The 24,446-nt window shown below is 38.2% G+C and carries 21 protein-coding genes; 12 read left to right on the top strand and 9 right to left on the bottom strand.

All coding sequences use genetic code 11. The features are described 5' to 3' along the window. Positions 1-86 precede the first annotated feature (86 nt). Positions 87-1,271 carry an argininosuccinate synthase gene (gene argG, locus B4N43_RS01300; protein ID WP_286732377.1) on the bottom strand — a complete coding sequence of 395 codons (1,185 nt, stop codon included), beginning with the start codon at positions 1,269-1,271 and terminating at the stop codon, positions 87-89. A gap of 161 nt (positions 1,272-1,432) precedes the next feature. Further along, complete coding sequence (locus B4N43_RS01295; RefSeq protein WP_070561978.1) at positions 1,433-2,149, bottom strand: GNAT family N-acetyltransferase; 717 nt, start codon at positions 2,147-2,149, stop codon at positions 1,433-1,435. A 575-nt stretch (positions 2,150-2,724) separates the two neighbouring features. Between B4N43_RS01295 and B4N43_RS01290 the strand changes: the two genes are divergently transcribed. Beyond that, positions 2,725-2,988, top strand: a complete 264-nt coding sequence (locus tag B4N43_RS01290; RefSeq protein WP_075990905.1) for a hypothetical protein — start codon at positions 2,725-2,727, stop codon at positions 2,986-2,988. A 22-nt stretch (positions 2,989-3,010) separates the two neighbouring features. Here the strand turns inward: B4N43_RS01290 and B4N43_RS01285 are convergent, their stop codons facing one another. After that, positions 3,011-5,119, bottom strand: coding sequence for a S9 family peptidase (locus B4N43_RS01285; protein WP_088160114.1), 2,109 nt, complete (start codon positions 5,117-5,119; stop codon positions 3,011-3,013). A gap of 326 nt (positions 5,120-5,445) precedes the next feature. Here B4N43_RS01285 and B4N43_RS01280 point away from each other — a divergent pair, with 326 nt between their 5' ends. From B4N43_RS01280 to B4N43_RS01255, 6 genes are all read left to right on the top strand, one after another. Continuing rightward, the gene (locus B4N43_RS01280) at positions 5,446-7,071 is read left to right on the top strand and encodes a S8 family serine peptidase (protein ID WP_088160113.1); all 1,626 of its coding nucleotides are present in this window, start codon (positions 5,446-5,448) and stop codon (positions 7,069-7,071) included. Between the two features lie 80 nt (positions 7,072-7,151). Beyond that, positions 7,152-7,343, top strand: coding sequence for a hypothetical protein (locus B4N43_RS01275; protein WP_153848161.1), 192 nt, complete (start codon positions 7,152-7,154; stop codon positions 7,341-7,343). Between the two features lie 165 nt (positions 7,344-7,508). After that, on the top strand, positions 7,509-8,186 hold the full coding sequence (nth, locus tag B4N43_RS01270; RefSeq protein WP_075994622.1) for an endonuclease III: 678 nt from the start codon (positions 7,509-7,511) through the stop codon (positions 8,184-8,186). 67 nt (positions 8,187-8,253) lie between these two features. Then, positions 8,254-9,279: a recombinase RecA gene (gene recA / locus B4N43_RS01265; RefSeq protein WP_046674918.1), complete on the top strand. Its 1,026-nt coding sequence runs from the start codon at positions 8,254-8,256 to the stop codon at positions 9,277-9,279. A gap of 192 nt (positions 9,280-9,471) precedes the next feature. Continuing rightward, positions 9,472-10,239, top strand: coding sequence for an endonuclease/exonuclease/phosphatase family protein (locus tag B4N43_RS01260; RefSeq protein ID WP_088160111.1), 768 nt, complete (start codon positions 9,472-9,474; stop codon positions 10,237-10,239). 19 nt (positions 10,240-10,258) lie between these two features. Further along, entirely contained in the window at positions 10,259-11,440 is a 1,182-nt protein-coding gene (locus tag B4N43_RS01255; protein WP_088160110.1) for a metallophosphoesterase family protein, read from the top strand. Positions 11,441-11,505: 65 nt separating this feature from the next. Here B4N43_RS01255 and pruA read toward each other — a convergent pair whose 3' ends face one another. The 6 genes from pruA to B4N43_RS01225 all read right to left on the bottom strand — a co-directional run bounded on the left by pruA (position 11,506) and on the right by B4N43_RS01225 (position 15,861). Next, on the bottom strand, positions 11,506-13,143 hold the full coding sequence (gene pruA / locus B4N43_RS01250) for an L-glutamate gamma-semialdehyde dehydrogenase (RefSeq protein ID WP_075990900.1): 1,638 nt from the start codon (positions 13,141-13,143) through the stop codon (positions 11,506-11,508). 168 nt (positions 13,144-13,311) lie between these two features. Further along, positions 13,312-13,971, bottom strand: a complete 660-nt coding sequence (gene msrA, locus B4N43_RS01245) for a peptide-methionine (S)-S-oxide reductase MsrA (RefSeq protein WP_088160109.1) — start codon at positions 13,969-13,971, stop codon at positions 13,312-13,314. Positions 13,972-14,126: 155 nt separating this feature from the next. Beyond that, entirely contained in the window at positions 14,127-14,735 is a 609-nt protein-coding gene (locus B4N43_RS01240) for a superoxide dismutase (protein ID WP_286732372.1), read from the bottom strand. Positions 14,736-14,836: 101 nt separating this feature from the next. Beyond that, positions 14,837-15,304, bottom strand: a complete 468-nt coding sequence (locus B4N43_RS01235; protein WP_088160107.1) for a nucleoside deaminase — start codon at positions 15,302-15,304, stop codon at positions 14,837-14,839. Between the two features lie 9 nt (positions 15,305-15,313). Continuing rightward, a complete protein-coding gene (locus B4N43_RS01230; RefSeq protein WP_075990896.1) occupies positions 15,314-15,655 on the bottom strand; it encodes a tRNA-binding protein in 342 nt (113 codons plus the stop codon). Beyond that, complete coding sequence (locus B4N43_RS01225; protein ID WP_070561956.1) at positions 15,652-15,861, bottom strand: hypothetical protein; 210 nt, start codon at positions 15,859-15,861, stop codon at positions 15,652-15,654. The genes B4N43_RS01230 and B4N43_RS01225 overlap by 4 nt, the downstream gene beginning before the upstream one ends. Positions 15,862-15,948: 87 nt before the next feature. On the opposite strand from B4N43_RS01225, the gene B4N43_RS01220 reads away from it, so the two are divergent. The 5 genes from B4N43_RS01220 to B4N43_RS01200 all read left to right on the top strand — a co-directional run bounded on the left by B4N43_RS01220 (position 15,949) and on the right by B4N43_RS01200 (position 24,195). Further along, complete coding sequence (locus B4N43_RS01220; protein WP_088160106.1) at positions 15,949-16,557, top strand: porin family protein; 609 nt, start codon at positions 15,949-15,951, stop codon at positions 16,555-16,557. A gap of 171 nt (positions 16,558-16,728) precedes the next feature. Continuing rightward, positions 16,729-17,499, top strand: coding sequence for a succinate dehydrogenase cytochrome b subunit (locus B4N43_RS01215; protein ID WP_088160105.1), 771 nt, complete (start codon positions 16,729-16,731; stop codon positions 17,497-17,499). A gap of 57 nt (positions 17,500-17,556) precedes the next feature. Then, positions 17,557-19,491: a fumarate reductase/succinate dehydrogenase flavoprotein subunit gene (locus B4N43_RS01210; RefSeq protein ID WP_075990894.1), complete on the top strand. Its 1,935-nt coding sequence runs from the start codon at positions 17,557-17,559 to the stop codon at positions 19,489-19,491. 14 nt (positions 19,492-19,505) lie between these two features. Beyond that, positions 19,506-20,279 (top strand): succinate dehydrogenase/fumarate reductase iron-sulfur subunit, encoded by a 774-nt coding sequence (locus tag B4N43_RS01205; protein ID WP_172840644.1) that lies wholly within the window; start codon positions 19,506-19,508, stop codon positions 20,277-20,279. 169 nt (positions 20,280-20,448) lie between these two features. Next, the gene (locus tag B4N43_RS01200) at positions 20,449-24,195 is read left to right on the top strand and encodes an ATP-binding protein (protein ID WP_286732370.1); all 3,747 of its coding nucleotides are present in this window, start codon (positions 20,449-20,451) and stop codon (positions 24,193-24,195) included. Positions 24,196-24,446 lie beyond the last annotated feature (251 nt).

Here is a 24,446-nt window from a genome sequence, read left to right as displayed (position 1 = left end):
TTTAGGTATGCGTTATCACCTATCATGCCATGTACTTTTTCTTATCAAGTTTACTTTAAGAAAAAATACATGGCATAAAACACGGCTTATTTTTTATTCACTTTGTGCCAAATGATGGTTTGATTTCCAAAAATTTTGGAGAAACCTTTCACATCGTCACCTGTATAGCCCTTATTCATTTCACCATAGCTGCCGAATTTATTGGACATCAAATCGTGTTCAGACTCGACACCAATGACGACAAAACGGTATGGGTGAAGTTCAACAATCACTCGGCCAGTCACTGTTTCTTGTGAGGATTGCAAGAATGCTTCGATATCACGCATAACGGGATCGTGCATTTGGCCTTCGTGCATATAATTTCCGTAGAAAGCAGCGATTTGATCTTTCCAGGACAATTGCCATTTAGTTAAGGTATGTTTTTCTAAGGCATGATGTGCCTTGATTAAAATGACAGAAGCAGCGGCTTCAAAACCCACACGGCCTTTGATACCAATGATTGTATCACCAACGTGGATATCACGGCCAATACCGTATGGTTGAGCTATTGTCTGTAATTCTTGAATCACTCTAACGGAAGCCATTTTCTCACCATTTAATGCAATAGGCTCTCCTTTTTCAAAATCGATTGTAATTTGTTGCGGCTCTGAAGAAGTCACTGGAGTTGGCCATGCCGACTCTGGTAAGTATTGGTTGGATGTCAATGTTTCTGCTCCACCAACAGAAGTACCCCAAAGACCTTTATTGATGGAGTATTTTGCTTTTTCAGCAGAATACTCTACACCATGCTTATTCAAATATTCTATTTCGGCTTCACGCGACAATTGTAGATCACGGATTGGGGTGATAATTTCCACTCCTGAAATCAGGGTCTGGAAAATCATATCGAAACGTACTTGGTCGTTTCCTGCACCTGTAGATCCATGAGCAACACATTCAGCGCCAATTTTCTTTGCGTAGTTTGCAATTGCGGTTGCTTGGCATACACGCTCAGCAGATACTGACAATGGATAAGTCGCATTTTTTAACACATTGCCAAAAATCAAAAATTTAATAGTTTCGCGGTAATAGTCTGCCGTTTCGTCTATAGCTGTATGTGATTTCACACCTAAAGCATAAGCACGTTCTTCAATATTTTTTAATTCTTCATCCGAAAAACCACCTGTATTTACAACTACGGAATGAACTTCTAAACCTAAATCTTGTGTAAGATAAATACAACAGAATGAAGTATCTAATCCGCCACTAAATGCTAAAACTACTTTTTTCATTAGAATGTTATTTTATGAGTGTTTGTTTTCAACGGCTGATTTAAGCTCGTTTCACTCGGTTTTTTATTATTATGTTGAGAGAACCTTGAACTGATCTTGTTATTACGAACATCTTCAGTTACCTGTTACATCTATTTTCAATATAATCGCTCAGCCTTAGCTTAATATCCTTTTGCGACTTTGTTATGCTTCGGAAAATTGACAGCAATAAATTTATTGGCCGATTTCCAAAACTTCGCCTGTATACGCTTTAGCAGAGACTGTTTTTGTGTAATTCTTTCCAAACGTTCTTTCGCTTCATGCTTGCGCTGGATCTTCTCCCGCAATTCACGTTCTTTCTCTTCGGGATCCCAAAGCATGGCGGTACACATACAGTTTTTACGGTCTTTACTCATCAGGATCTCATAATTCACGCAGCTTTGACAGCCTTTCCAGAATTCATCATCGGAAGTCAATTCGGAATAGGGAACCGGTTCATAGCCCAGTTCTGAATTGATTTTCATCACGGCGAATCCGGTTGTCAAACCAAAGATCTTCGCTTTAGGGTATTTCTCACGTGAAAGCTCAAAGACTCTTTTTTTGATTGCTTTTGCCAAACCGACTTTTCTGAATTCGGGATTGACAATCAAACCTGAGTTAGCGACATAATCCCCATGCCCCCAAGTTTCTATATAACAAAAACCTGCCCATCGGCCATCTCTATGTAAAGCAATCACTGCTTTACCTTCATTCATCTTGTTGGCAACGTATTCTGGTTTACGACGCGCAATACCAGTACCACGAGCCTTTGCAGACTCGAACATTTCGTCGCAAATAACCTCTGCATAATGTGCATGCTCAGGTTTAGCCGGGATAATTAAAAAATCTGATATAGTCATTGACTTACGACCCTAATAATAAAACAACAACTACTGTCGTGTTTTGTTACTAAATAAATTAAAATAATGGATTCAAAACCATCGGACAATCATGGTCTTGCTTGGAAAGATTCACTACCTCAAATCAAGCCCGAGGTAGTATAGGTCGTCGGAGGCGTAAAACAGGTATTTCTACAAAAATGAAAGCACAAAAGACCTTCTTCATAAACTTCTCAAAAGTTTGAATATAAGAATAATCGTTCTTTTTGTTCTGTTTCATTTTTTTATGCTCTGTCAATTGTTTCTGACGATGCAAATGTATAAAAATATTTTTTTCTTTTCCACAATATTCTCATTGATTTTTTGCAAAAATTAAAAATTTACAATCCACCGTCAAAACCTTCCTGTAAGCTTCATTTTCAAGCAATTAATCCACAACAAGTCGGTAATAGAACGATCACATTAGCGATATTAATTTGACAATAAAACGGATAAAGGTTTAAGGCTTTATCAATTGAAATTGTTGTTTTTTCTATCGGTTCGTTATTTTTAGTCAAAAACGATACTTTTGTAGGGATCATTTAATGGAGAATAGTATGTCACCGAGTTTAATTTTCTATATTATTTTTGCCGTCCCTTACATTATCTTTATGTATTGGCTCGTCAAACAGGACAAACATAAATATGCCTGGGGAATAGCAATCATTACTATTGTTGCCCTATTAGCGATCTACGTATCGCAGAAAGCCAGTAAAGTGGCCATGGACAATTATCAACAGCATCAGATCGACTCTAGAGAGATCGAGCGGGAAGAGCGTTTACAAAAACAACAGGATAGCATTAATCATGCTCAACAATAAAAAAGCGGCTAATGCCGCTTTTTTATTGTTCGTTTGTATAATTTGGAATAATCCCTTCCAATTTAAAGAGAAAAGCATATTCCAATGCAATTTCCTTTAAATAGTCAAATCGACCAGATGCACCACCATGACCATAATCCATATCTGTTTTTAACAGTAAAACCGCATCTCCTATTTTAGTAGCTCTCAGTTTTGCTACCCATTTTGCTGGTTCAAAATACTGCACCTGACTATCGTGCAGCCCGGTTGTGACCAATAAATTAGGGTATTCTTTTGCTTCAATGTTTTCATATGGAGAATAGGCCTTCATATAATAATAGGCTTCCTTCTCATTGGGGTTACCCCATTCATCATACTCATTTGTAGTCAACGGTATTGTATCATCCAACATGGTATTCACCACATCTACAAATGGTACCTGAGCTATTATGCCATGATATTGCTCAGGCGCAATATTAGCGATTACACCCATCAGCAAACCTCCGGCACTTCCCCCTTGCGCATAGAGATGTTCGGGCATACAATAATGTTGATCAATCAGGTATTTACCACAATCCACAAAATCATAAAAGGTATTCATCTTGTGCATCATTTTTCCATCTTCATACCATTGGCGCCCCATTTCCTCACCGCCTCTGATATGTGCCAAGGCATAGATAAATCCACGATCCAACAGACTTAGTCGATTGCTCGAAAAAGTGGGATCCATCGACGCACCATAAGATCCGTAGGCATATTGCAATAATGGAGCTGAACCATCAAGTTTGGTTCCCTTTTTATAAACAATAGAGATGGGCACTTGAACACCATCTCTTGCTGTTGCAAAAACACGTTCGGTGATATACGCGGTTTGGTCATACCCTCCCAAAATCTCCTGTTGCTTTAATAATATTTTCTTCTGCTTAGCCATATCATATTCATAGACTGAGCTTGGTGTCACTAAAGAAGTATAGCCATATCGTAACTTATCACTGTTGTATTCAACATTAATACCCGGGTATACCGTATAGGCAACTTCTCCGAAATCCAAATAGTGCTGATGCTGACTCTTTAAATTATAAATTGCCAATTGGGTCAATCCATTTTTCCTTTCAGCAATCGCCAGAAAATCCTTAAACTCTTCAATATCGCTGACCAATACATCCGGTCGATGGTCTATGAATGGCTGCCAGTGGCTGCGATCTGTACGATCTAAGGGACATTGCATGATTCGGAAATTAATAGCTCCATCATTGGTAAGTATTAAGAACCGATCTTCCAATGCAACAACCGAATAGAGAACATCCTGTATCCTAGGCTGAAAAATACGAAATTCCGATTGCGGTGAGTCAGCATTTAATAACCAAATTTCTGAGGATAATGTCCCTTCAGAATTGATCATAACATATTTTCCATTTTTGGATTTACCAACTCCGATATAATTTGTGTTATCTTTTTCTTCATACACAAGCACATCTGCTGCCGGATCGCCCCCCAGTGTATGTCGCATAATCTTTTCACTAAGCAAGGTAACAGGATTCTTGGCCGTATAGAACAAGGTTCGATTATCATTTCCCCAAATAGCGGCTCCCTCTGTATTCTTTATCTGGTCGGGATAGATTTCTCCGGTCTCGATATTTTTGATAAATATGGTATATTCTCTCCGAGAGACAGTATCCACACTAAAGGCAAGCAAACGATTATCCGGACTAACAGAAAATCCTTTTGCCGTATAATATGCATGCCCTTCGGCAAGCTGATCTACATCCAACAGCACTTCCTCTTCGCCCTCCAGTGTCCCCTTTTTCCGACAGAATTTAAAATATTGTTTTCCCTCTTCCGTCCGGCTATAATAATAGTAGCCATTTTTGTAATAAGGCACAGACTCGTCCTTTTCCTTAATCCGGGATTTCAATTCATCAAAAAGATTTTCCTGTAAATCTTCGGTATCTTGAAGCATTAAATTGGTATAATTGTTTTCCTCTTCCAGATAGTCAATAACTTCTTGCGATTTTTCTCCTTTTTTAAAGTAATCAATCATCCAGTAATAATCATCTTGCACAGTATCATCATGTATCTTTCTGACATGAGGGTAAATTGCCGCCACTGGGGCCATCACATTAGGCCAAACTATTTTCTTATTTTGTTGCATTCGCTCTTTTATACGCTAATCAATATATACTCTTTCTTATCCTAGCTATCTAGATCATCTAAATAAAACAGGAGACTCTTAGAAATGGTTTGAATTTAAGATATTTCGTCAACAGTTTGCTAAGAGATATGGATTATAAATACTTTTAATAAAAATTAACAGTTCAGAAGAGGCATTAGCATTATCTTTGCTATTCTGCTATAGGCAGGAATATGCGAGCTTACACGCTCATGAAGAAAATTTAAAATAAACAGGAGAGAATAACCAGGTGGAACGCGTGCATTGCAACAAATGAAAGCAGACACTTCATTAAGAATTATTTACATATGAATTTAAAACAATCACTATATCTAATTGCTTTAGGCTCATTGCCCCTTATCTCTTTCGGACAATCCGATACCATTCCAGCAAATTGGTTCAATTTGGATTATAAAACAGATGGGGTCATGGGAATCAGTACCGAAAAAACATATAAAACGTTATTGAAAGGAAGAAAATCTACTCCAATCATTGTTGGGGTATTGGATGGAGGTGTTGATGTTTATCACGAGGATCTCAAAGATGTTGTGTGGATCAATACGAAAGATAGTCTCACGAATGGTATAGATAATGATGGTAATGGCTATATTAATGATAAATACGGCTGGAATTTTATTGGAAACGCCGATGGAAAGGACGTTCAGTTCGATAACCTGGAATTGACAAGACAGCTTAGGGTTCTGGACAAAAAGTTTGCAAACATCACAGCGGCAACAGAACTCAATGAAGCTGGTCGAAAATCTTTCGCTAGTTATCAAAAGATGCTTGCCAAATATAAAAACAAGCTAGAAGAAGCTAAGATGGGCCAATTTTCCTACGATGCGCTCAAACGTAACATAGACGCTGTGGTACGTGAAATAGGTAAAAAGCCCGAAGATATCACACAGGAGGATATAGACAATTTCAAAGCAACCACAAACACGCAACGTATCGCACTTGGCTATGCAAAGGATGAAATCAACAACGGCGGCTTCGCCAAATTTTTTGATGATATCACCGAAGGTGCAAAATATTTCAACAATCAAGTTGATTATCATTTAAACAAAGCATACGATTCTCGACCTATTGTTGGAGATAATTATGAAGATGCTTCAGAGCGATACTACGGAAATGCAGATGTAAAAGGACCGGACGCATTACATGGTAGCCATGTCGCTGGAATCATTGGTGCAAAACGTAATAATAATGTTGGTATCAACGGCGTAGCGGACAATGTTAAAATACTCACAGTTAGACTTGTCCCCGATGGTGATGAACGTGATAAAGACGTCGCAAATGCCATTCGCTATGCAGCAGACAATGGCGCTAAAGTACTTAACATGAGCTTTGGGAAAAGTTATGCCTATAATAAACAGGCCGTAGACGATGCCATCAAATATGCTGAATCCAAAGATGTCCTGATGGTACATGCCGCAGGGAATGACAGTGAAGATAACGATATAGAGCCTAATTTTCCGATGAAGTATTATACGGATGTAAAAGGTGATACAACCGGGGTTGCTAATGCTTGGATCACAGTGGGTGCAACCGGCCTTCATTTGGACAATGAACTATTAGCCGATTTTTCCAATTATGGTAAAAAAACTGTCGATGTTTTCGCGCCTGGCGTCCACATCAACTCAACGGTACCAGATTCCAAGTATAAAGAAGAACAGGGCACAAGTATGGCTGCTCCCGTTGTCGCTGGTCTGGCCGCCATGATTCGTTCTTATTACCCTAATTTGAGCGCTGTGGAAACGAAACAAATTATTATGGAATCGGTAGAAAAGCCGAATCAACTGGTACAGGTAAAAGTTGGTGAAGATGCCAGCAAAACGGTTCGATTAGCAGACATTTCGGTCACTGGAGGAATCGTTAATGCATATAACGCTATTATAAAAGCAGAGGAATATACTAACAGAAAGAAAAAATAAATATTTTCTCGTTTTTTATACCAAAACTATCTTTTGTCCGTTTAATTAATTAACTTACAGAGACAAAACAACAGATGCTTATGGTAGAAAACTTTACCCAATCAGAAAACGAAGTTCAAAATTTGCTAACCCAAAACGAAAAGGTAATGACAGACGAGGACATAGAAAATGAATTGAAACTTCAATTACCAAAAATGTTGCTTCATCCAAGCAAAAGATGTGTTGAGAATATCCTTGCATATTCTAAACAACTAGAAAAAAGAAAGGCCTAATCTAGAGATTAGGCCTTTCTTTTTCACCTTACGACATCCATGATCAGCTATAGTGTAAAACAGCTGTGACTCGCCTTACCTTCCACAAACTAAAATCAGATTATTCTCCTTTTACTAGGTTTCAAAATTTCTTTTTTGATGGAAATTTTGGCTAGTTTTGAACCGATGTTAAAACAAGAACGATACAAGGCTTTCGTAGATTATTTCTCCAAAAATAGTCCTGACGCACAGACAGAACTCAACTATAGTAATCCCTTTGAATTACTGGTTGCCGTTATTTTATCTGCACAGTGTACAGATAAAAGGATCAACCAAGTCACGCCCAAGTTGTTTGCACGCTACCCAGATGCACACAGCTTGGCAGCTTCCAGCGTAGACGAGGTGTTTAGCTATATACGATCTGTAAGCTATCCGAATAACAAGGCCAAACACCTTGTGGGGATGGCTCAGCTACTGATTGAAAAGTTCGACAATATTGTACCCGAAAAAATTGAGGATCTTGTGAAACTTCCAGGTGTAGGTCGAAAAACTGCTAATGTCATTTCCTCTGTTGTTTATCATAATCCCGCTATGGCCGTAGATACCCATGTTTTTCGTGTTGCAAACCGTCTTGGGCTAACTTATCGTGCAACAACACCATTAGCTGTGGAAAAACAATTGGTAAAAAATCTACCTAAAGATACGATTGCCATTGCCCATCATTGGCTTATCTTACACGGGCGTTATATATGCCTGGCCCGAAAGCCACTGTGTGAGAAATGCCCTATCACTTATATGTGCAAATACTTTGAAAAAAATCACCATATAAAAAGTGTCTCAGCTATACCAGAGACAAAAAACTAATTTTTTTAGTGAAAATATTTGGTTTATGATTTTTAATTTTTAATTTTGAGAAATATATACTAAAAATATGAGCAACACAGATAAACTAAAAGCTTTACAGCTGACGTTAGATAAATTGGAAAAGAACTTTGGAAAAGGTTCAATTATGAAATTAGGTGATACTGCTGTTGAGCCGATCGAAGCTATTTCTACAGGATCTCTAGGCTTGGATATCGCCTTAGGAATTGGCGGTGTACCAAAAGGCCGTATCATTGAAATATATGGACCTGAATCTTCAGGTAAAACTACCTTAGCAACTCACATTGTTGCCGAAGCACAAAAAAAAGGCGGTATTGCAGCAATCATTGATGCTGAGCATGCTTTTGATAAATATTACGCTCAAAAATTAGGCGTAGATGTAGAAAATTTATTGATTTCTCAACCAGATAATGGTGAGCAAGGTTTAGAAATTGCTGATAACCTAATCCGTTCTGGTGCAATCGACGTTATTGTTATTGACTCCGTTGCCGCTTTGGTGCCAAAAGGTGAGATCGAAGGCGAAATGGGTGATTCTAAAATGGGGCTTCAAGCTCGTTTGATGTCACAAGCTTTACGTAAGTTGACAGGTACAATTTCAAAAACAAACTGTTGTTGTATTTTCATCAACCAATTGCGTGAAAAAATTGGTGTGATGTTTGGCAACCCAGAAACAACAACTGGTGGTAATGCATTAAAATTCTACGCTTCTGTACGTTTAGATATCCGTCGCACATCACAAATCAAAGATTCTGATGAAGTATCGGGTAACCGCGTAAAAGTGAAGATTGTAAAAAATAAAGTTGCACCTCCGTTCCGCATAGCGGAATTTGATATCATCTTTGGTGAAGGTATCTCTAAAGTAGGTGAAATCATTGATCTAGGTGTTGAATATGGTATTATTAAAAAAGCAGGCTCTTGGTTTAGCTATGGTGAGACCAAATTAGGACAAGGTCGAGATGCTGTTAAAGCCTTATTATTCGACAATCCAGATTTAATGGACGAACTTGAAGCTAAAATCCGTGCTGAAGTGACAGGAGAAGATCCAATGCTTAACATCGAGGAAAACGAAGACTAGTTGCTGTAAAAATTAGTATAATGTAGGTAGCCATCCTGTTTAGGATGGCTATTTTTTTTACGAAAATTCAAGTGCTTAGATGATTATTTTGTTACATGTCCAAAGTTTTCAATTTGTACTAATAGATTTTATTAATTTTAGCAGGTCGAGCTAAAAACGCCTGACATCCAAATGCTAAACTTAATATAAACAATGAATCGTAAACTAATTCTATTTCTTTTAATACTGCTAGGCTCAGTATTTCATCTACATGCACAAACGATACGCATACTCTCCTTTAATATCCACCACGGAAACCCACCCACCGAAAAAGAATCAGTTATCAACCTTGACACAATTGCCAAAATTATTAAAAATTCAAAAGCTGACCTCGTAGGTCTTCAGGAAATCGATGTCAATCTCGGTAGATCATATTTTGAAAATCAAGCCAAAAAATTAGCCGAATTAACAGGCATGCACTATATATTTTCCAAAGGGATAGACCTGGATAAAGGTGAATATGGTACCGCCATCTTATCAAAAAATCCAATTGAACGTGTAGAGAAACACTTTCTACCTTCCCCTGTGGAAAGCGAAACACGTAGTTTATCTGTAATCGAAGTCACGATACACAAAAGGAAACTCTTATTTGCAAATACACACCTTGACCTGAAAGACAAAAACAAAATCGAACAGGCAAAATTCATCACCCAGCGTTTCAAAAACGAAAAGCTACCCACCATCCTTGTCGGTGATTTGAACTCCGAACCCAATGATCCAGCAATTACTGAACTTAGCAAAATATTCACAAAAAGCAGCATTGCTAACGGATTTACGTTTCCTCAAGATAAACCCACTACTGAAATCGACTATATCATGATCAATAAAACATCTGCCGCAAAGTTCTCCAACCACCGTATTCTGGATGAACAATATGCGAGTGATCATCGGCCATTATATGTCGAGATAAACATTAAATAACTACTTGTGACCTTAAAATATGAATTTTAACAGAAGAAGATTTTTGGAAGCCCTAGCACTGGCTGGGATTACACTGCCCAATATCAGCATCGCTCAAGAAAACAGTTCAAACGAAATTGAAAACGAGTTTAGCTTTGTCGTACCTGCCTATCTACAAAATCAAACCGAAACAGGAATCAGTATTTTTACGATTTTGAGCAAAGATGCCTTTGCTTGGCTCGAGATACTGGACAATGGAGGGAATGTCCAAAAAAAGATCTACCAATCCGAAGATGGGATGATCAATGCCAATACTGATTTCTTTCATTTTACAATTGAAGACGCACCGCGTTCATTTCGTTATCGCATCAAAGCGAAGGAAATGCAAAAATTCGATCCTTATAAAATCGTATACGGCCAAGAAATAGAAACCCCTATTTTCGAGGCCAAATTAGCCAAGAACAATCAAGAACAGATTCGCTGTCTGGTCTATAACGATGTACATGAGGAAAAAAGCAGCTATCGTGACCTTATTCCGCATCAGGATATTTCACCCTACGATTTTTTTGTACTGAATGGTGATTCCTTCCATTATGTCACCAATCAGCAAGATATTACAGAGAAACTAATAAAGCCAATTGAATTTTTTGCGACAAGCAAACCATTCATTATGAATCGGGGAAACCATGAGACAAGGGGATCCTTCGCACGTAATTTCAAACGATATTTTGGTTATCCTGACAACAAGTATTACCAAGCCTTTAAAAGAGGTCCTATTTTTTGGATCATGCTGGACAGTGGCGAAGACAAGCCTGACAATCATGAGGTATACGCCGGAACAGTCGATTATGATAACTACAGAAAAGAACAGGCTAAATGGCTGGAAAAGGTTCTACAATCCAAGGAAAGAAAGAGTGCACAACACACTGTTGTCATTAGCCATATACCGATTTTTCATTCGGATGACTGGCATGGTACCTTGGATAACAGAGCATGTTTCCATCCCTTGTTTCAGAAATATAAAATTGATGCCATGATCTCTGGTCATACACATCAATATGGCTACTACCCCGCAGATAAAGATCACAATTATCCTGTATTTATAGGCGGAGGTCCAAAAGTTGGGAAAAGAACTATCATCGATGTAGCCGGCAACAACAAGTCATTGAACATACGGATGACTAGAGACGATGGCACAGAACTGGGATTATTTAAGAAATAAAAAAGGGCGCTTGATAAGCGCCCTTTTTTCTATTTTGATTGAAGAAAGCTGCGATGCGAACTTTCTTATTCTCCCTTTTCCAAGAAAGGGTATCTATAATCTGTATCTGGATTAAATGTCTCTTTGATTGTACGAGGAGACACCCAACGAAGCAAATTGATCATTGATCCCGCTTTGTCGTTTGTACCCGAGCCTCTAGCACCACCAAACGGTTGTTGACCTACGACAGCACCTGTACACTTATCATTCACGTAGAAGTTACCAGCGGCATGTCTCAATTTATCTGTTGCTAAATTAATCGCATACCGATCTTGCGCAATGATTGATCCAGTCAAGGCATAAATAGATGTTGTATCAACAATATCTAAGGTTTCTTCAAACTTAGCATCCTCGTAAACATATACGGTCAGGACAGGTCCAAACAATTCCTCAACCATTGTCTCGTAATCTGGTTTTGAAGCCTCAATGATTGTTGGATGAATGAAATATCCTTTAGATTTATCGTATGTACCACCAACTACAATTTCTGCGTCATTAGATTCTTTAGCTCTGTCGATATACTTCGCTAATTTATCAAATGACTTCTCATCAATTACAGCATTGAAAAAGTTTGTAAAATCTTCTGTTCCACCGATTGTAAAAGATTTTACGTCAGTAGTCATAGATTCTTTCAATGCAGGCCACAACGATTTAGGAATGTATGCACGTGATGCAGCAGAACATTTTTGACCTTGGTATTCGAAAGCACCACGAACCAAAGCTGTATTTGCAGCTTTCAAATCGGCCGAAGGGTGTACAACGATAAAATCCTTACCACCAGTCTCACCAACAATACGTGGATACGTTTTATAACGGTGGATATTGTTACCGATCGTCTTCCAGATATCCTGGAATACTCCTGTTGAACCAGTAAAGTGGATACCTGCGAAATCTGGGTGTTGGAAAATCACATCACCAGCGTCAGGACCTGAAACATACACCAAGTTGATAACACCATCCGGAAGACCAGCTTCACGGAAAATTTTCATCAATACATTTGCTGAATAGATTTGGGTATTGGATGGTTTCCATACCACAACATTCCCCATCATTGCGACACAGGAAGGTAGATTACCCGCAATCGCTGTAAAATTGAATGGAGTCAATGCAAATACAAAACCTTCAAGAGGACGTTGTTCTACACGGTTCCACACACCTTTACCTGATATAGGAGGTTGTTGTTTATAGATTTCGCTCATGTATTGTACATTGAAACGCAAGAAATCCACAATCTCACATGCCGAATCAATTTCTGCCTGATATGGGTTCTTCGATTGTCCCAACATTGTAGCAGCATTCAACTCATAACGGTATTTACCTGAAATCAATTCAGCAGCTTTTAAGAATATCGCAGCACGATCTTCCCAAGTAAGATTTTCCCAATCCTTTTTCGCCGCTAAAGCTGCATTGATTGCATCTGTTACATGAGATTTATCGCCTTGATTGTATTGACCTAAAATATGTTGGTGGTCATGTGGAGGAGCTAAGTTTACTTTTTTAGAAGTAGTGATTTCTTTACCACCAATATACATTGGGATATCGATTTGTTTCGAACGTGCCTCATCAATTGCTGCTTTCAACAATTTACGTTCTTTCGTTCCGACAGCGTATGTGTACACCGGTTCGTTGGTAGGAACAGGAACTGTAAAAAATCCTTTAGACATATTACAATTATTAATTATTCATCCAAAAAATACTATTTATGAATCATGAAGGGATCAAGTTTGTTCATTCCATTATTTTCATCAGAAACCATGGTTTCAACCTGTTAGCATGACACTAAATAGCGTTAATAGAAGTAAAATTACCTCAAATTTTATGAATACCCAAAGTTACTGTCCTTCTTTGAGCACCTTGGAAAAGATACGTTTAAATTTTTCCAATTTCGGTTTAATCACCAATTGGCAGTATGGTTCTTTTCCATTTAATCTATAATAATCTTGATGATAGTCCTCTGCTGGATAAAATACGGTTGCCGGAACTACTTCGGTTACAATAGGTTTATTGAAAACATGCTCCTTTTCTAACGTCGAAAGATAATATTGCGTCTTATCAAGCTGCTCTTTATTGTGCACAAAAATAGCCGAACGATATTGGGTGCCAACATCATTTCCCTGACGATTGAGCTCCGTTGGATCGTGTGCTACAAAAAAGGCCTCCAATAGTTTATCGTAGCTGATCACTTTTGGATCAAAAATAATATTGGTTGCTTCCGCATGCCCTGTACTCCCGGTACAAACCTGCGCATAACTTGGGTTTGCTACCCATCCACCGGTATATCCCGAAACCACATGTACAACACCCTCTAACTCCTTAAACTGTGCCTCAGTACACCAAAAACATCCTGCAGCAAATGTCGCCGTATCCAAACTCGCCGTATTTTTTTTAGGTAATTTGGTGAAATCAGGTTTCTTTACCCGATGCCCCTGCTGCTGCCCCTGGCAGGAGTTCAATACAAAAAGTGCTGTTAAAAGTATCAGAATATTTCTCATAAATAATTACACTTCTTCTTTCCTTTTATGTTCCCTGAATTATTGGAGTTAAATTCATGCCCTATAAACAAATACCAACTAGGTGTTGTTTATAAAATAGAAAAGCGACAATAATAACTTATTGTCGCTTTTCTATTGTTCTATCAAATGATCAACTATTTAGCTGCAGCATAGTTTTGTGCTACGGCATCCCAATTGATAACATTAAAGATTTCCTCTAAATACGCTGGACGCTTATTTTGGAATTTCAAATAATAAGCATGCTCCCAAACGTCGATACCTAAGATAGGCGTACCTTTTACCTCAGCAACATCCATCAATGGATTGTCTTGGTTTGGTGTAGAAGTTACTACAAGTTTACCATCAGCACCAACAATTAACCAAGCCCATCCTGAGCCAAAACGCGTAGCACCAGCAGCTTGAAGTTGTTTTTTCAACTCATCAAATGAACCAAATGTAGCATTGATTGCTTCAGCTAATTCACCTGTTGGAACTCCACCTGCATTTGGGCCTAAAACCTTCCAAAACAAAGAGTGGTTGTAGTGACCACCACCATTATTACGTACGGCTGCGCTGTATTTACTTACATTTTTAATAATATCCAATAGGGATAAGTTTTCTGCGTCTGTTCCTGCGATAGCTTTATTTAAGTTATCCACATATGCCTGATGGTGTCTGTCATGGTGGATTTCCATTGTAGTTTTGTCAATATGTGGTTCCAATGCGTCGGCTGCGTATGGTAACGCTTCTAATTCAAATGCCATATCTATTTTAATTTAAATGTTTATTACTTCGTTTATACATACAAATATAACACAATATACACGGTTATGTTTTTATGTGTTACAATAAATCCATTATTTCCCTACCGTTTTTGACGAAAAAATGATTTTACCAAATCAGCACATTCTTCCTGCAAAACGCCATGTGTAATGACAGTTTTGGGGTGTAATATTTTATCGTGAAAATGGGAATAGCCACGCTTTTCATCTTTGGCTCCATAGACTATTTTACCAATATGTGTCCAATAGGCCGCTCCGGCACACATAATACAAGGCTCAATGGTAACGTATAATGTGCATTCATCCAGGTATTTGCCCCCAAGGTAATTTGCTGCTGCTGTAAAAGCCTGCATTTCAGCGTGAGCTGTCACATCATTTAATCGCTGCGTCAAATTATGACCTTTCCCTATAACACGTCCTCGATGAACAATAACTGCCCCAATAGGCACCTCTCCCTCTTGGTAAGCGACCTTAGCTTCATTCAATGCCATACGCATGAACGACTCGTCACTATCGATGAGTTGTGTTCCTTCAAAATCTATAAATGTCATGGTACAAACTTAACTAAGTTTAGATCCATTTGGTAATTTTTTGTCGACAGATGTCAAAATAATATCTCCATTTTCGTCCGGAAATCCGGTCACTAGACACTCAGAAAAGAAATTAGCGATCTGCTTTTTGGGAAAGTTCACAACTGCGACAACTTGCTTCCCAATCAACTCCTCTTTGTTGTAGTGTACTGTAATCTGGGCACTACTCTGTAATACACCAATTTCATCGCCGAAATCAAGTTTCAATTGATATGCTGGCTTTTTAGCTCTTGGAAAGTCTTTTGCTTCTAAAATAGTTCCTACCCGTAAATCCACTTTCTCAAAATCGCTCCAACTAATGGCATCACTCATAATCGGTTGCTACTAATATCCTGAATCTCTTTACCTATCGTAAATAAAACATAGGAAGGCTTCCGTCCCAAACGTAAAGACAATCTATTGATCAGTTTATCTTCCTCTCCTGCTTGAAAAGCTAAATCTTCATCACTTAAGTGGTTGTACTTGCGACGGAGTTTTTCTTTGGCTACTTGCCACTGTTCTTCGTTAATTTTCAGCATAACTAAGATTTAGGTATAAAATTTGTATATCTTTACTGAACTGTAAAAGTTTGTTTAAAGATACAATATATACATAAATAAAAGATTATGAAAAAGATTTTACCAGCATTACTTTTGATTTGTGGTAGCGTAGCAACGGCACAGGCGCAGCTTTTGCCAGGGTTTGAGGTGGGTGTAAAAGGAGGCTTGAACTTCTCTAAACTTAAAAGCGATGGAAAATATTTCAATTCTGACACGAAAGCAGGCTACCAAGCAGGTCTTTATGGACGTGTTGGTGTATTGGGATTCCATATTCAGCCGGAGGTTTATTTAACAGGTAAAAACACCACTGTGAAAGGTCAAGGAGAAGACGGGGCTTCAACGACTACCGATGTTAAGTTTACCACAGTTGATATTCCTGTATTATTAGGCAAGCGTTTTGGCTTGGGTCCAATCGGGGCGAGAATCCAAACCGGTCCAATTTTCTCATTTAAAGTAGATGATAATCAGCCCAAGATGATTGACCAATTGAATCCAGGTAACTACAAAAAAAGTGGTACAGCTTGGGCTTTTGGTGTAGGTGCTGATGTTTCAAGCTTACGTGTAGACCTACGTTACGAAATGGGCTTGAACAAGGTCAACAACGAAAGTCAGGCAAATCCCAAAATCAACATGTGGAGTATCGGTTTAGGCTATAGATTATTCAGTATCCTATAGTTCTTTAAACCTTGTTCATATACTGTTTAAAAGTCCGTTTTTATTCAAAACGGACTTTTTATTTCAATAAACTTTAGAACCGTTCTAAATTATTGCTTTTTCTTGTCAAAATGGTATCATATTTAATAGCAAATAGTAGATTTGCCTAATTCAAATTAAATTACAAGGATAATGAGTAAATCAAAGCCAGTTTTCAGTTCTTCGATTGGGAAGAAGCTAATCATGAGCTTAACAGGAATCTTCCTATGTTTATTCCTAGTTGTTCACTTGGTTGGTAACTTGCAATTATTTAAAGATGATGCGGGTCTAGCGTTCAACAAGTACGCCTATTTTATGACTCACTTTGCACCAATCAAAGTTGTTTCTTACTTATTGTATGCTTCGGTAATTGTTCACGTCATCTACGCTATTACATTGTCGATGAAAAACAAGGCCGCTCGTCCTATTGGTTATGCCAAATATGATGGTCAAGCAAACAGCAAGTGGAATTCACGCAACATGGGTATCTTAGGTACTGTCATTTTAGTATTCTTAGCTACGCACATGTCTAATTTTTGGTGGAAGTTTCACAATGATGAAGTGCCGTACATCGAATACCGTACTGATTTGGCAACTGGACAAACCACAGCGAGAGAACTTCAAGCTTCTGAATTCCACGACTACCAAGAAACGGTAGAAAACAATGTTCAAATCTTAAAAGCGAGAGATTTGTACAAGCAAGTTGACTTTGCATTCAAAAATGTTGCATTGGTAGCTTTGTATGTTATTGCGATGGCAGCTTTGGCATTCCACTTAATTCATGGTTTCCAATCTGCATTCCAAACTTTAGGTTTTAACCACAGAAGATATATTGGAATCATCAGAGCAATCGGTGTTTGGGTATTTGGGGTATTAATTCCAATTGGCTTTGCAATAATGCCATTGTTTTTCTTCTTTAAATAATTCAGAATCTTTTAAGATAAAGCTCAGGCTTTATCGATCAATATAAAATTAAGAGATATGTTAGATTCAAAAGTACCAGCGGGCCCATTAGCCCAAAAGTGGTCAAATCATAAATTTAATCTTAAGTTGGTTAACCCTGCTAACAAACGTAAATTTACTGTTATTGTTGTTGGTACAGGTCTTGCTGGTGCATCTGCAGCGGCATCTTTAGCCGAATTAGGATATAATGTAATTACCTTCTGTTACCAAGATTCACCTCGTCGTGCGCACTCTATTGCGGCACAAGGTGGTATTAACGCAGCAAAAAGCTACCAAAACGACGGAGACTCTGTTTTCCGTTTATTCTACGATACAATCAAAGGTGGTGACTACCGCTCACGTGAGGCAAACGTTTACCGTTTGGCAGAAGTATCTGTCAACATCATCGACCAATGTGTTGCGCAAGGTGTTCCTTTTGCACGTGAATATGGTGGTTTATTGGACAACCGTTCTTTCGGTGGTGCTCAGGTAAGCCGTACGTTCTATGCGCGTGGTCAAACGGGACAACAATTGTTGTTAGGTGCGTATTCAGCATTGAACCGTCAAATCAAAAAAGGAAAAGTAAAATCATATACGCGTCATGAGATGTTGGATTTGGTTATGATCGATGGTCATGCTAAAGGTATTGTAACTCGTGACTTGGTTTCAGGTAAAATCGAAACTCATGCTGCACATGCAGTATTGATGTGTACAGGTGGTTACGGTAACGTATTCTTCTTGTCTACAAATGCAATGGGATGTAACGTTACAGCAGCTTGGAGAGCGCACAAACGTGGTGCTTACTTCGCTAATCCTTGTTACACACAAATTCACCCAACGTGTATTCCGGTAACAGGCGATCACCAATCCAAATTGACATTGATGTCAGAGTCTTTACGTAATGACGGCCGTGTATGGGTTCCTAAAACTCAAGAAATGGCAGAAAGATTACGTAAAGGTGAGATCAAAGCCAATGATATCAAAGAAGACGACAGAGACTATTTCTTGGAGCGTAAATACCCTTCATTCGGTAACTTGGTACCACGTGACGTAGCATCACGTAATGCAAAAGAAGCTGTTGATGATGGTCGCGGTGTTGGAAAAACTGGTTTCGCCGTATTCTTGGATTTCAAAGAAGCGATCGGTCGTCTAGGCGAAGACGCTGTACGTGCTAAATATGGTAACTTATTTGACATGTACTACCAAATCACTGACGAAAACCCTTACAAACAACCAATGCGTATCTACCCTGCTGTTCACTATACAATGGGTGGTGTATGGGTTGACTACAACTTGATGACTACAATCCCAGGTTTGTATGCTTTAGGTGAGTGTAACTTCTCTGACCACGGTGCAAACCGTTTAGGTGCATCTGCATTGATGCAAGGTCTTGCTGATGGTTATTTCGTGATCCCTTACACTGTGGGTGATTACTTAGCTAAATTAGGTTCATTCGCACCAGTAGATCACAGCCACCCAGCGTTCGAAGCTACACGTAAGGAAGTTGAAGACAAAATCAACAAATTGTTGTCTTTAAACGGTACAGAAACTGTTGATGATATCCACAAAAAACTAGGTCTCATCATGTGGGAATATTGTGGTATGGCTCGTACAGCTGAAGGATTACAAAAAGCACAAGGTTTGATCCAAGAGTTGAAAAAAGAATTCTGGACAAACGTTAGAGTACTTGGAGAGAACGAAGAATTAAATCTTTCTTTAGAAAAAGCTGGTCGCGTAGCTGACTTCTTAGAGTTAGGAGAGTTAATGGTTGTTGACGCATTGCAACGCGCTGAGTCTTGTGGTGGTCACTTCCGTTTAGAAAGCCAAACTGAAGAAGGTGAAGCAAAACGTAACGATGATGAATTCGCCTATGTATCTGCCTGGGAATATAAAGGAGACAATGTACCTGAGGAATTACACAAGGAAGACTTGGTATTCGAGAACGTTCAGTTAACACAAAGAAGTTATAAATAAGAAGGAAAATTATCATGGCACAACATATGAATTTAACGCTGAAAGTTTGGCGTCAAAAAAATGATAAAGATAAAGGTCAATTTGTAACTTATCAGGCAAACGATATCGCTGATGATATGTCTTTCTTAGAGATGCTTGATATTGTCAATGAAGAATTGACTCGTAAAGGAGAAGATCCTGTATATTTCGATCACGACTGTCGTGAAGGTATCTGTGGGATGTGTTCATTAGTAATCAACGGTCGCCCTCACGGTCCTAAAGAAGGTACCACAACATGTCAATTGCACATGCGTAGCTTCCACGATGGACAGACAATCGTCATCGAACCTTGGAGAGCTGCTGCATTCCCGGTATTGAAAGACCTTGCAACAGACCGTACGGCTTTTGACCGCATTCAACAAGCAGGTGGATATGTTAATATCAATACAGGAGGTGTTCCTGACGCCAACACGATTCCTATCCCCAAACGTATTGCTGATGAAGCTTTCGAATCGGCTACATGTATCGGTTGTGGTGCTTGTGTTGCTGCATGTAAAAATGCTTCTGCAATGTTATTTGTATCTGCAAAAGTCTCTCAATTTGCCTTATTACCTCAAGGTCAAACTGAGCGTTACGAACGTGCGCAGGCAATGGTTGATCAAATGGATGCAGAAGGCTTCGGTAACTGTACCAACACGGGAGCTTGCGAAGCAGAATGTCCTGTTGGTATCAAGTTAACAAACATTGCTCGTCTAAACCGTGAGTATTTGACTGCTAAAATCTTCCGTCAAGAAGAACCACACGTTTAATTAGCATAGTAAATCCTTCATGTTTTCGCTAGCATCAACAGCTACGAAAACCTAATGAAGATTCTTTCTGGCCCATGAAAATGGGTAATTCAGAAAAATAATATAAAAGTCCTTGCCCTAAGAAAGCAAGGACTTTTTTTTATATTTACAATAATGTAAATTGACGCACGTGAATTCTGGTATAAAAATTCGATTACTCCTACTTATCTTGACTTTATGCTTTATAGGAACAGCTATAACCATTAAAGAATCTGTTACCAATAAGGAAATACTAGACATTGATACAAAATCACTCAATGACTACATCGCGCAACAAGAAAAAAAAGTCGATCGTATTTTCAATGATTCACTCCTGCTCAAAACATTTAAAAACTACGATCAGTATCCGATAGCAGTTTATCAGGCTTTTGAAAAATTTAAAACCAACGAGAAGGTTTTTCTATTTCTTTTTAAGGACCATGAACCGAAGATGTGGAGCACACATCTATTCGTGCCTATCACAGATCAGGGATTTCCAGAAAAATCCAATTTTATTCAGGATGATAACCGTTCTTACGTTGTTCGAAAAAAAACAATTGGCAATATCAGTATACTCGCCTATATTATTGTAAAAGGCTATACAAATAACAACAACCCCTATTTAAATAGCTCTTTGCGGAGAAACTTCTTCGACTCCAGAAATATTGACATCGCCTCCTATACAGACACGGTCACCATTAAAAATATCTATAGCAATGAGGGGTCTTATCTGTTCTCCGTTAAGCTAAAAGATGGAGAGCATGAAAATGCCTATACAATTTTGCAATTCTTCTGCTGGCTCCTAGCCTGGATCGCGTTACTGATCTTCTTCAATAGCCTCTGCTTACATATGGCCAAGACAGGAAGGGCCTGGTGGTCTGCGATACTGCTATTGTCGATATTTAGCCTTGTTAAATTTGCCGATCTTAAGTGGAACCTGCTGTCCGAAAATGCGACATTTTCAATTTTCGACTCACGGAATTACGCCTATAATCGCTTCTTCCCTAATATATGGTCCGTGATGTCCACCACCATATTGGTGCTATGGTTGGTTCTATTTATCTATTCAATTCGCAAAGAGCTCAACTTTGACAAAATAAAAAACATCCGGCTCTTTAGAATTCCTATCGCAATCGGATTTATTCTAAGTATATATCTATCGTTCGGTCTATTGTATGACATCGCTGGTACATTGATTACACACTCCAACAACATCTATTTTGATTTCACAAAACTTGTCGATTTACATTTTTTAAGTTGGGTAGATCTAGGCATTGTTGGCATGGGTATTTTGGCTTTAAGTATCTACATTGATCTTGTACTATTTTTTCTTAAAAAATTAGAATTAAAACCGACGCAGCTGCTCAATATTCAACTGGCATGTGTCATTTTTGTCATCCTGATCATTTCCTTTTATATCGAGAAAAATAGCCTGGTCAATTTGCTACTCGCGCTGATCATCCTTATTAAATCATTTGGCGAGAAGTATTTCGATAGACATATATTAACAAATTATATTGCTGTACTGATACTTTGGGCAATCATAAGTGCGATCACGCACGCACGTTTCTATCAGGAACGGAACTTAATCGACATGAAAATCTTGTTGAGTAATCTACAATCAGAAGATGATGTCAATGCTGTCTCATTATTCTCTGATATTGAAAGTAGCTTAGCAAACGATCAAGAATTAAAACACTTATTTAATATCAGCCTTCCCTATACCAATACCGAGGGGATCAACGATTTTATCAAGAAAAAATACTTTAGTGGCTATCTTTCCAAGTACGAGTTCAAAGCATATTATTATGATCAGAATAATATTCCGCTCAATCCAGCCAGTCAGAATAAGATCAATGAATATCGAGAAAAGGTAATCAACAAGTCGATAAAAGTCACGCAGAACTTCTACCGTGCCAGTGCGGAATTAGGTACGCATGAATACTTCTCCATTATTCCTGTCACCATTGACCAAAATAGGATTGTCAATGTCATCATCAATCTTTCCAATAAAGATTTTAGTTATACGGTTCCCTATCCCGAAATCCTCACCGATATGCGGATCAACAATTCGCAATATTATAATAAGGGGGATTATTCGATAGCCCTCTATAAAGGCGGTTCTTTAATAACACAGTTTGGGAAATATACCTACGAGAACAATTTAAGGGGGCTGAAAGGTGTTCCAGGAGAATATATCCAAGTACTGGACCGTGATGCATACCTACATATGGCTTATGTTGCCAATAAATTCTCAACATATGTTATCAGTAAACAAAAACCTTCTTTTTGGGACTATCTAGCGACTACTTCATTTTTGTTCCTGGTATTTTTTATGATTTTCATGTTTTTCCATTTCATAAAATCATTCTATATCTTTCTTAAGAATACCAAGCTAACTTTCCGTAATTTAAAATATCAGTTCTACAAAATAGTAAATAAAATACAGTACTCTACACGTATTCAAACCTCCATTATCTCATCGGTAATACTAGCTATCCTCATATCTGCGGTAATTTCGTATATAAGTATCAACAAGCAACTTTATAATAACAATAAAGCAAGTAAGGAACGTTTTATTATCGAATTGGGCAAACGGATGGAAAATATGTTGAGCTACACAGACGAAACATCCACCGAGACGCAGCTTATCAGCATGCTCAAGACATTATCTGAAACAATTTCCAAAGACTTCAATCTTTATTCCAAATCAGGCAGGTTGCTTTATAGCTCGCAACGTAGAATCTACGATCTGGAACTTTTCTCTACTTTCATTAATCCAGCTGCACTGAAGAATCTTTCTATCTTAAAAAAATCGGAGACGATTGAAGATGAGCGTATAGGCACTTTTCAATTTGAGACCAGTTATGCAACCATTAGGGACAAAAACTATAATACACTCGCTTATATAGGTATACCAAACTTCTCGCTTCAGAAGGAAGAAAATATTAATAAGAATCTTCTTTTAAATACAATAGTGAACATTTATTCGCTGATCATCATAGGCTTTGGTTTTTATGCGACATTTGTGGCCAACAGTGTCACCAATCCATTGAGCATCATCAGTAAGAAGATCTCACAACTACGCCTGGGACAACCCAACGAACCTCTGTTTTGGCAACGAAATGATGAAATAGGTACATTGATCAAAGAATATAATCTCATGATCATAAAACTTGAGGACTATGCCAATAAAATCAAAGATACTGAGCGAGAATCCACTTGGCGCGAGATGGCTCAACAAATAGCCCATGAAATCAAAAATCCGCTGACGCCAATGAAATTAGGTATTCAGCAACTCCGTAGATCGTACAAAGATGAAGACCCTAAATTTCCGGATCGCTTCAATAAATTCTCCACTTCATTTATCGAACAAATCGATGCATTGACGCATATTGCCTCAGAATTTTCGCACTTCGCAAAATTCCCAAATACAGTAATGGAAAACATCAATATTGTAGAAAAGGTAACAAAGTCCATTTCCTTGTACAACAATACACCAAATGTAAATATTCGTCTCATTAACAATGCCGATCACAAAACCCTTATTGTTAAGGCTGATGGTAATGAGTTATTGAGAACCTTCAATAATTTAATAAAAAATGCGATTGAAGGAGGTTATGGGCGAAAAAACATGAAGATCGAGATTTCCATTGAACGCTACTCAGACAAATTTGTCAAGATAGACATCAAAGACAATGGTTATGGAATTCCCAAAGAGATGCAGGATAAAATTTTCCAGATTAATTTCACGACAAAGAGTTCAGGAAACGGCTTAGGGCTAGTTCTTGTCAAAAAAACAATTGAAGCCAGTAATGGGCAAATTTATTTTGAGACTGTAGAAGGCGAAGGTACAACGTTCCATATACTGCTTCCTTTGCAACAGATAGAGTCTTAATATGTGTAGATAGCAATCAACAAAAATAAGACATCGAAGAAAGCTTATATGCGCTCCATCTTCAGTGTCTCTAAATAAGCATTTGTGTAAAGAAATGGGCTTCACACCAACTGATGTAGATAAAAATATAGCGTTCAATTAGGGTATAACTCAAACACTGATAGCATAAAACTAACCAGTTAATGGATAGCCTTATTATTTTGCTTTAAGGATCAGTATAACAAGAACAGTACACTATAAACAAAAAAGCT

Source organism: Sphingobacterium sp. UBA1897 (assembly GCF_002337775.1).
Taxonomy (GTDB): domain Bacteria; phylum Bacteroidota; class Bacteroidia; order Sphingobacteriales; family Sphingobacteriaceae; genus Sphingobacterium; species Sphingobacterium siyangense.
Note: the sequence above shows the minus strand (reverse complement) of the source record. Positions and strands in the feature narration are given on the sequence as shown.

What these genes read in the sequence shown, in the direction of transcription:
- argG (WP_286732377.1), bottom strand. Translation starts at nt 1,271, where the DNA reads ATGAAAAAAGTAGTTTTAGCATTTAGTGGCGGATTAGATACTTCATTC.
- B4N43_RS01295 (WP_070561978.1), bottom strand. Translation starts at nt 2,149, where the DNA reads ATGACTATATCAGATTTTTTAATTATCCCGGCTAAACCTGAGCATGCA.
- B4N43_RS01290 (WP_075990905.1), top strand. Translation starts at nt 2,725, where the DNA reads ATGTCACCGAGTTTAATTTTCTATATTATTTTTGCCGTCCCTTACATT.
- B4N43_RS01285 (WP_088160114.1), bottom strand. Translation starts at nt 5,119, where the DNA reads ATGCAACAAAATAAGAAAATAGTTTGGCCTAATGTGATGGCCCCAGTG.
- B4N43_RS01280 (WP_088160113.1), top strand. Translation starts at nt 5,446, where the DNA reads ATGAATTTAAAACAATCACTATATCTAATTGCTTTAGGCTCATTGCCC.
- B4N43_RS01275 (WP_153848161.1), top strand. Translation starts at nt 7,152, where the DNA reads ATGGTAGAAAACTTTACCCAATCAGAAAACGAAGTTCAAAATTTGCTA.
- nth (WP_075994622.1), top strand. Translation starts at nt 7,509, where the DNA reads ATGTTAAAACAAGAACGATACAAGGCTTTCGTAGATTATTTCTCCAAA.
- recA (WP_046674918.1), top strand. Translation starts at nt 8,254, where the DNA reads ATGAGCAACACAGATAAACTAAAAGCTTTACAGCTGACGTTAGATAAA.
- B4N43_RS01260 (WP_088160111.1), top strand. Translation starts at nt 9,472, where the DNA reads ATGAATCGTAAACTAATTCTATTTCTTTTAATACTGCTAGGCTCAGTA.
- B4N43_RS01255 (WP_088160110.1), top strand. Translation starts at nt 10,259, where the DNA reads ATGAATTTTAACAGAAGAAGATTTTTGGAAGCCCTAGCACTGGCTGGG.
- pruA (WP_075990900.1), bottom strand. Translation starts at nt 13,143, where the DNA reads ATGTCTAAAGGATTTTTTACAGTTCCTGTTCCTACCAACGAACCGGTG.
- msrA (WP_088160109.1), bottom strand. Translation starts at nt 13,971, where the DNA reads ATGAGAAATATTCTGATACTTTTAACAGCACTTTTTGTATTGAACTCC.
- B4N43_RS01240 (WP_286732372.1), bottom strand. Translation starts at nt 14,735, where the DNA reads ATGGCATTTGAATTAGAAGCGTTACCATACGCAGCCGACGCATTGGAA.
- B4N43_RS01235 (WP_088160107.1), bottom strand. Translation starts at nt 15,304, where the DNA reads ATGACATTTATAGATTTTGAAGGAACACAACTCATCGATAGTGACGAG.
- B4N43_RS01230 (WP_075990896.1), bottom strand. Translation starts at nt 15,655, where the DNA reads ATGAGTGATGCCATTAGTTGGAGCGATTTTGAGAAAGTGGATTTACGG.
- B4N43_RS01225 (WP_070561956.1), bottom strand. Translation starts at nt 15,861, where the DNA reads ATGCTGAAAATTAACGAAGAACAGTGGCAAGTAGCCAAAGAAAAACTC.
- B4N43_RS01220 (WP_088160106.1), top strand. Translation starts at nt 15,949, where the DNA reads ATGAAAAAGATTTTACCAGCATTACTTTTGATTTGTGGTAGCGTAGCA.
- B4N43_RS01215 (WP_088160105.1), top strand. Translation starts at nt 16,729, where the DNA reads ATGAGTAAATCAAAGCCAGTTTTCAGTTCTTCGATTGGGAAGAAGCTA.
- B4N43_RS01210 (WP_075990894.1), top strand. Translation starts at nt 17,557, where the DNA reads ATGTTAGATTCAAAAGTACCAGCGGGCCCATTAGCCCAAAAGTGGTCA.
- B4N43_RS01205 (WP_172840644.1), top strand. Translation starts at nt 19,506, where the DNA reads ATGGCACAACATATGAATTTAACGCTGAAAGTTTGGCGTCAAAAAAAT.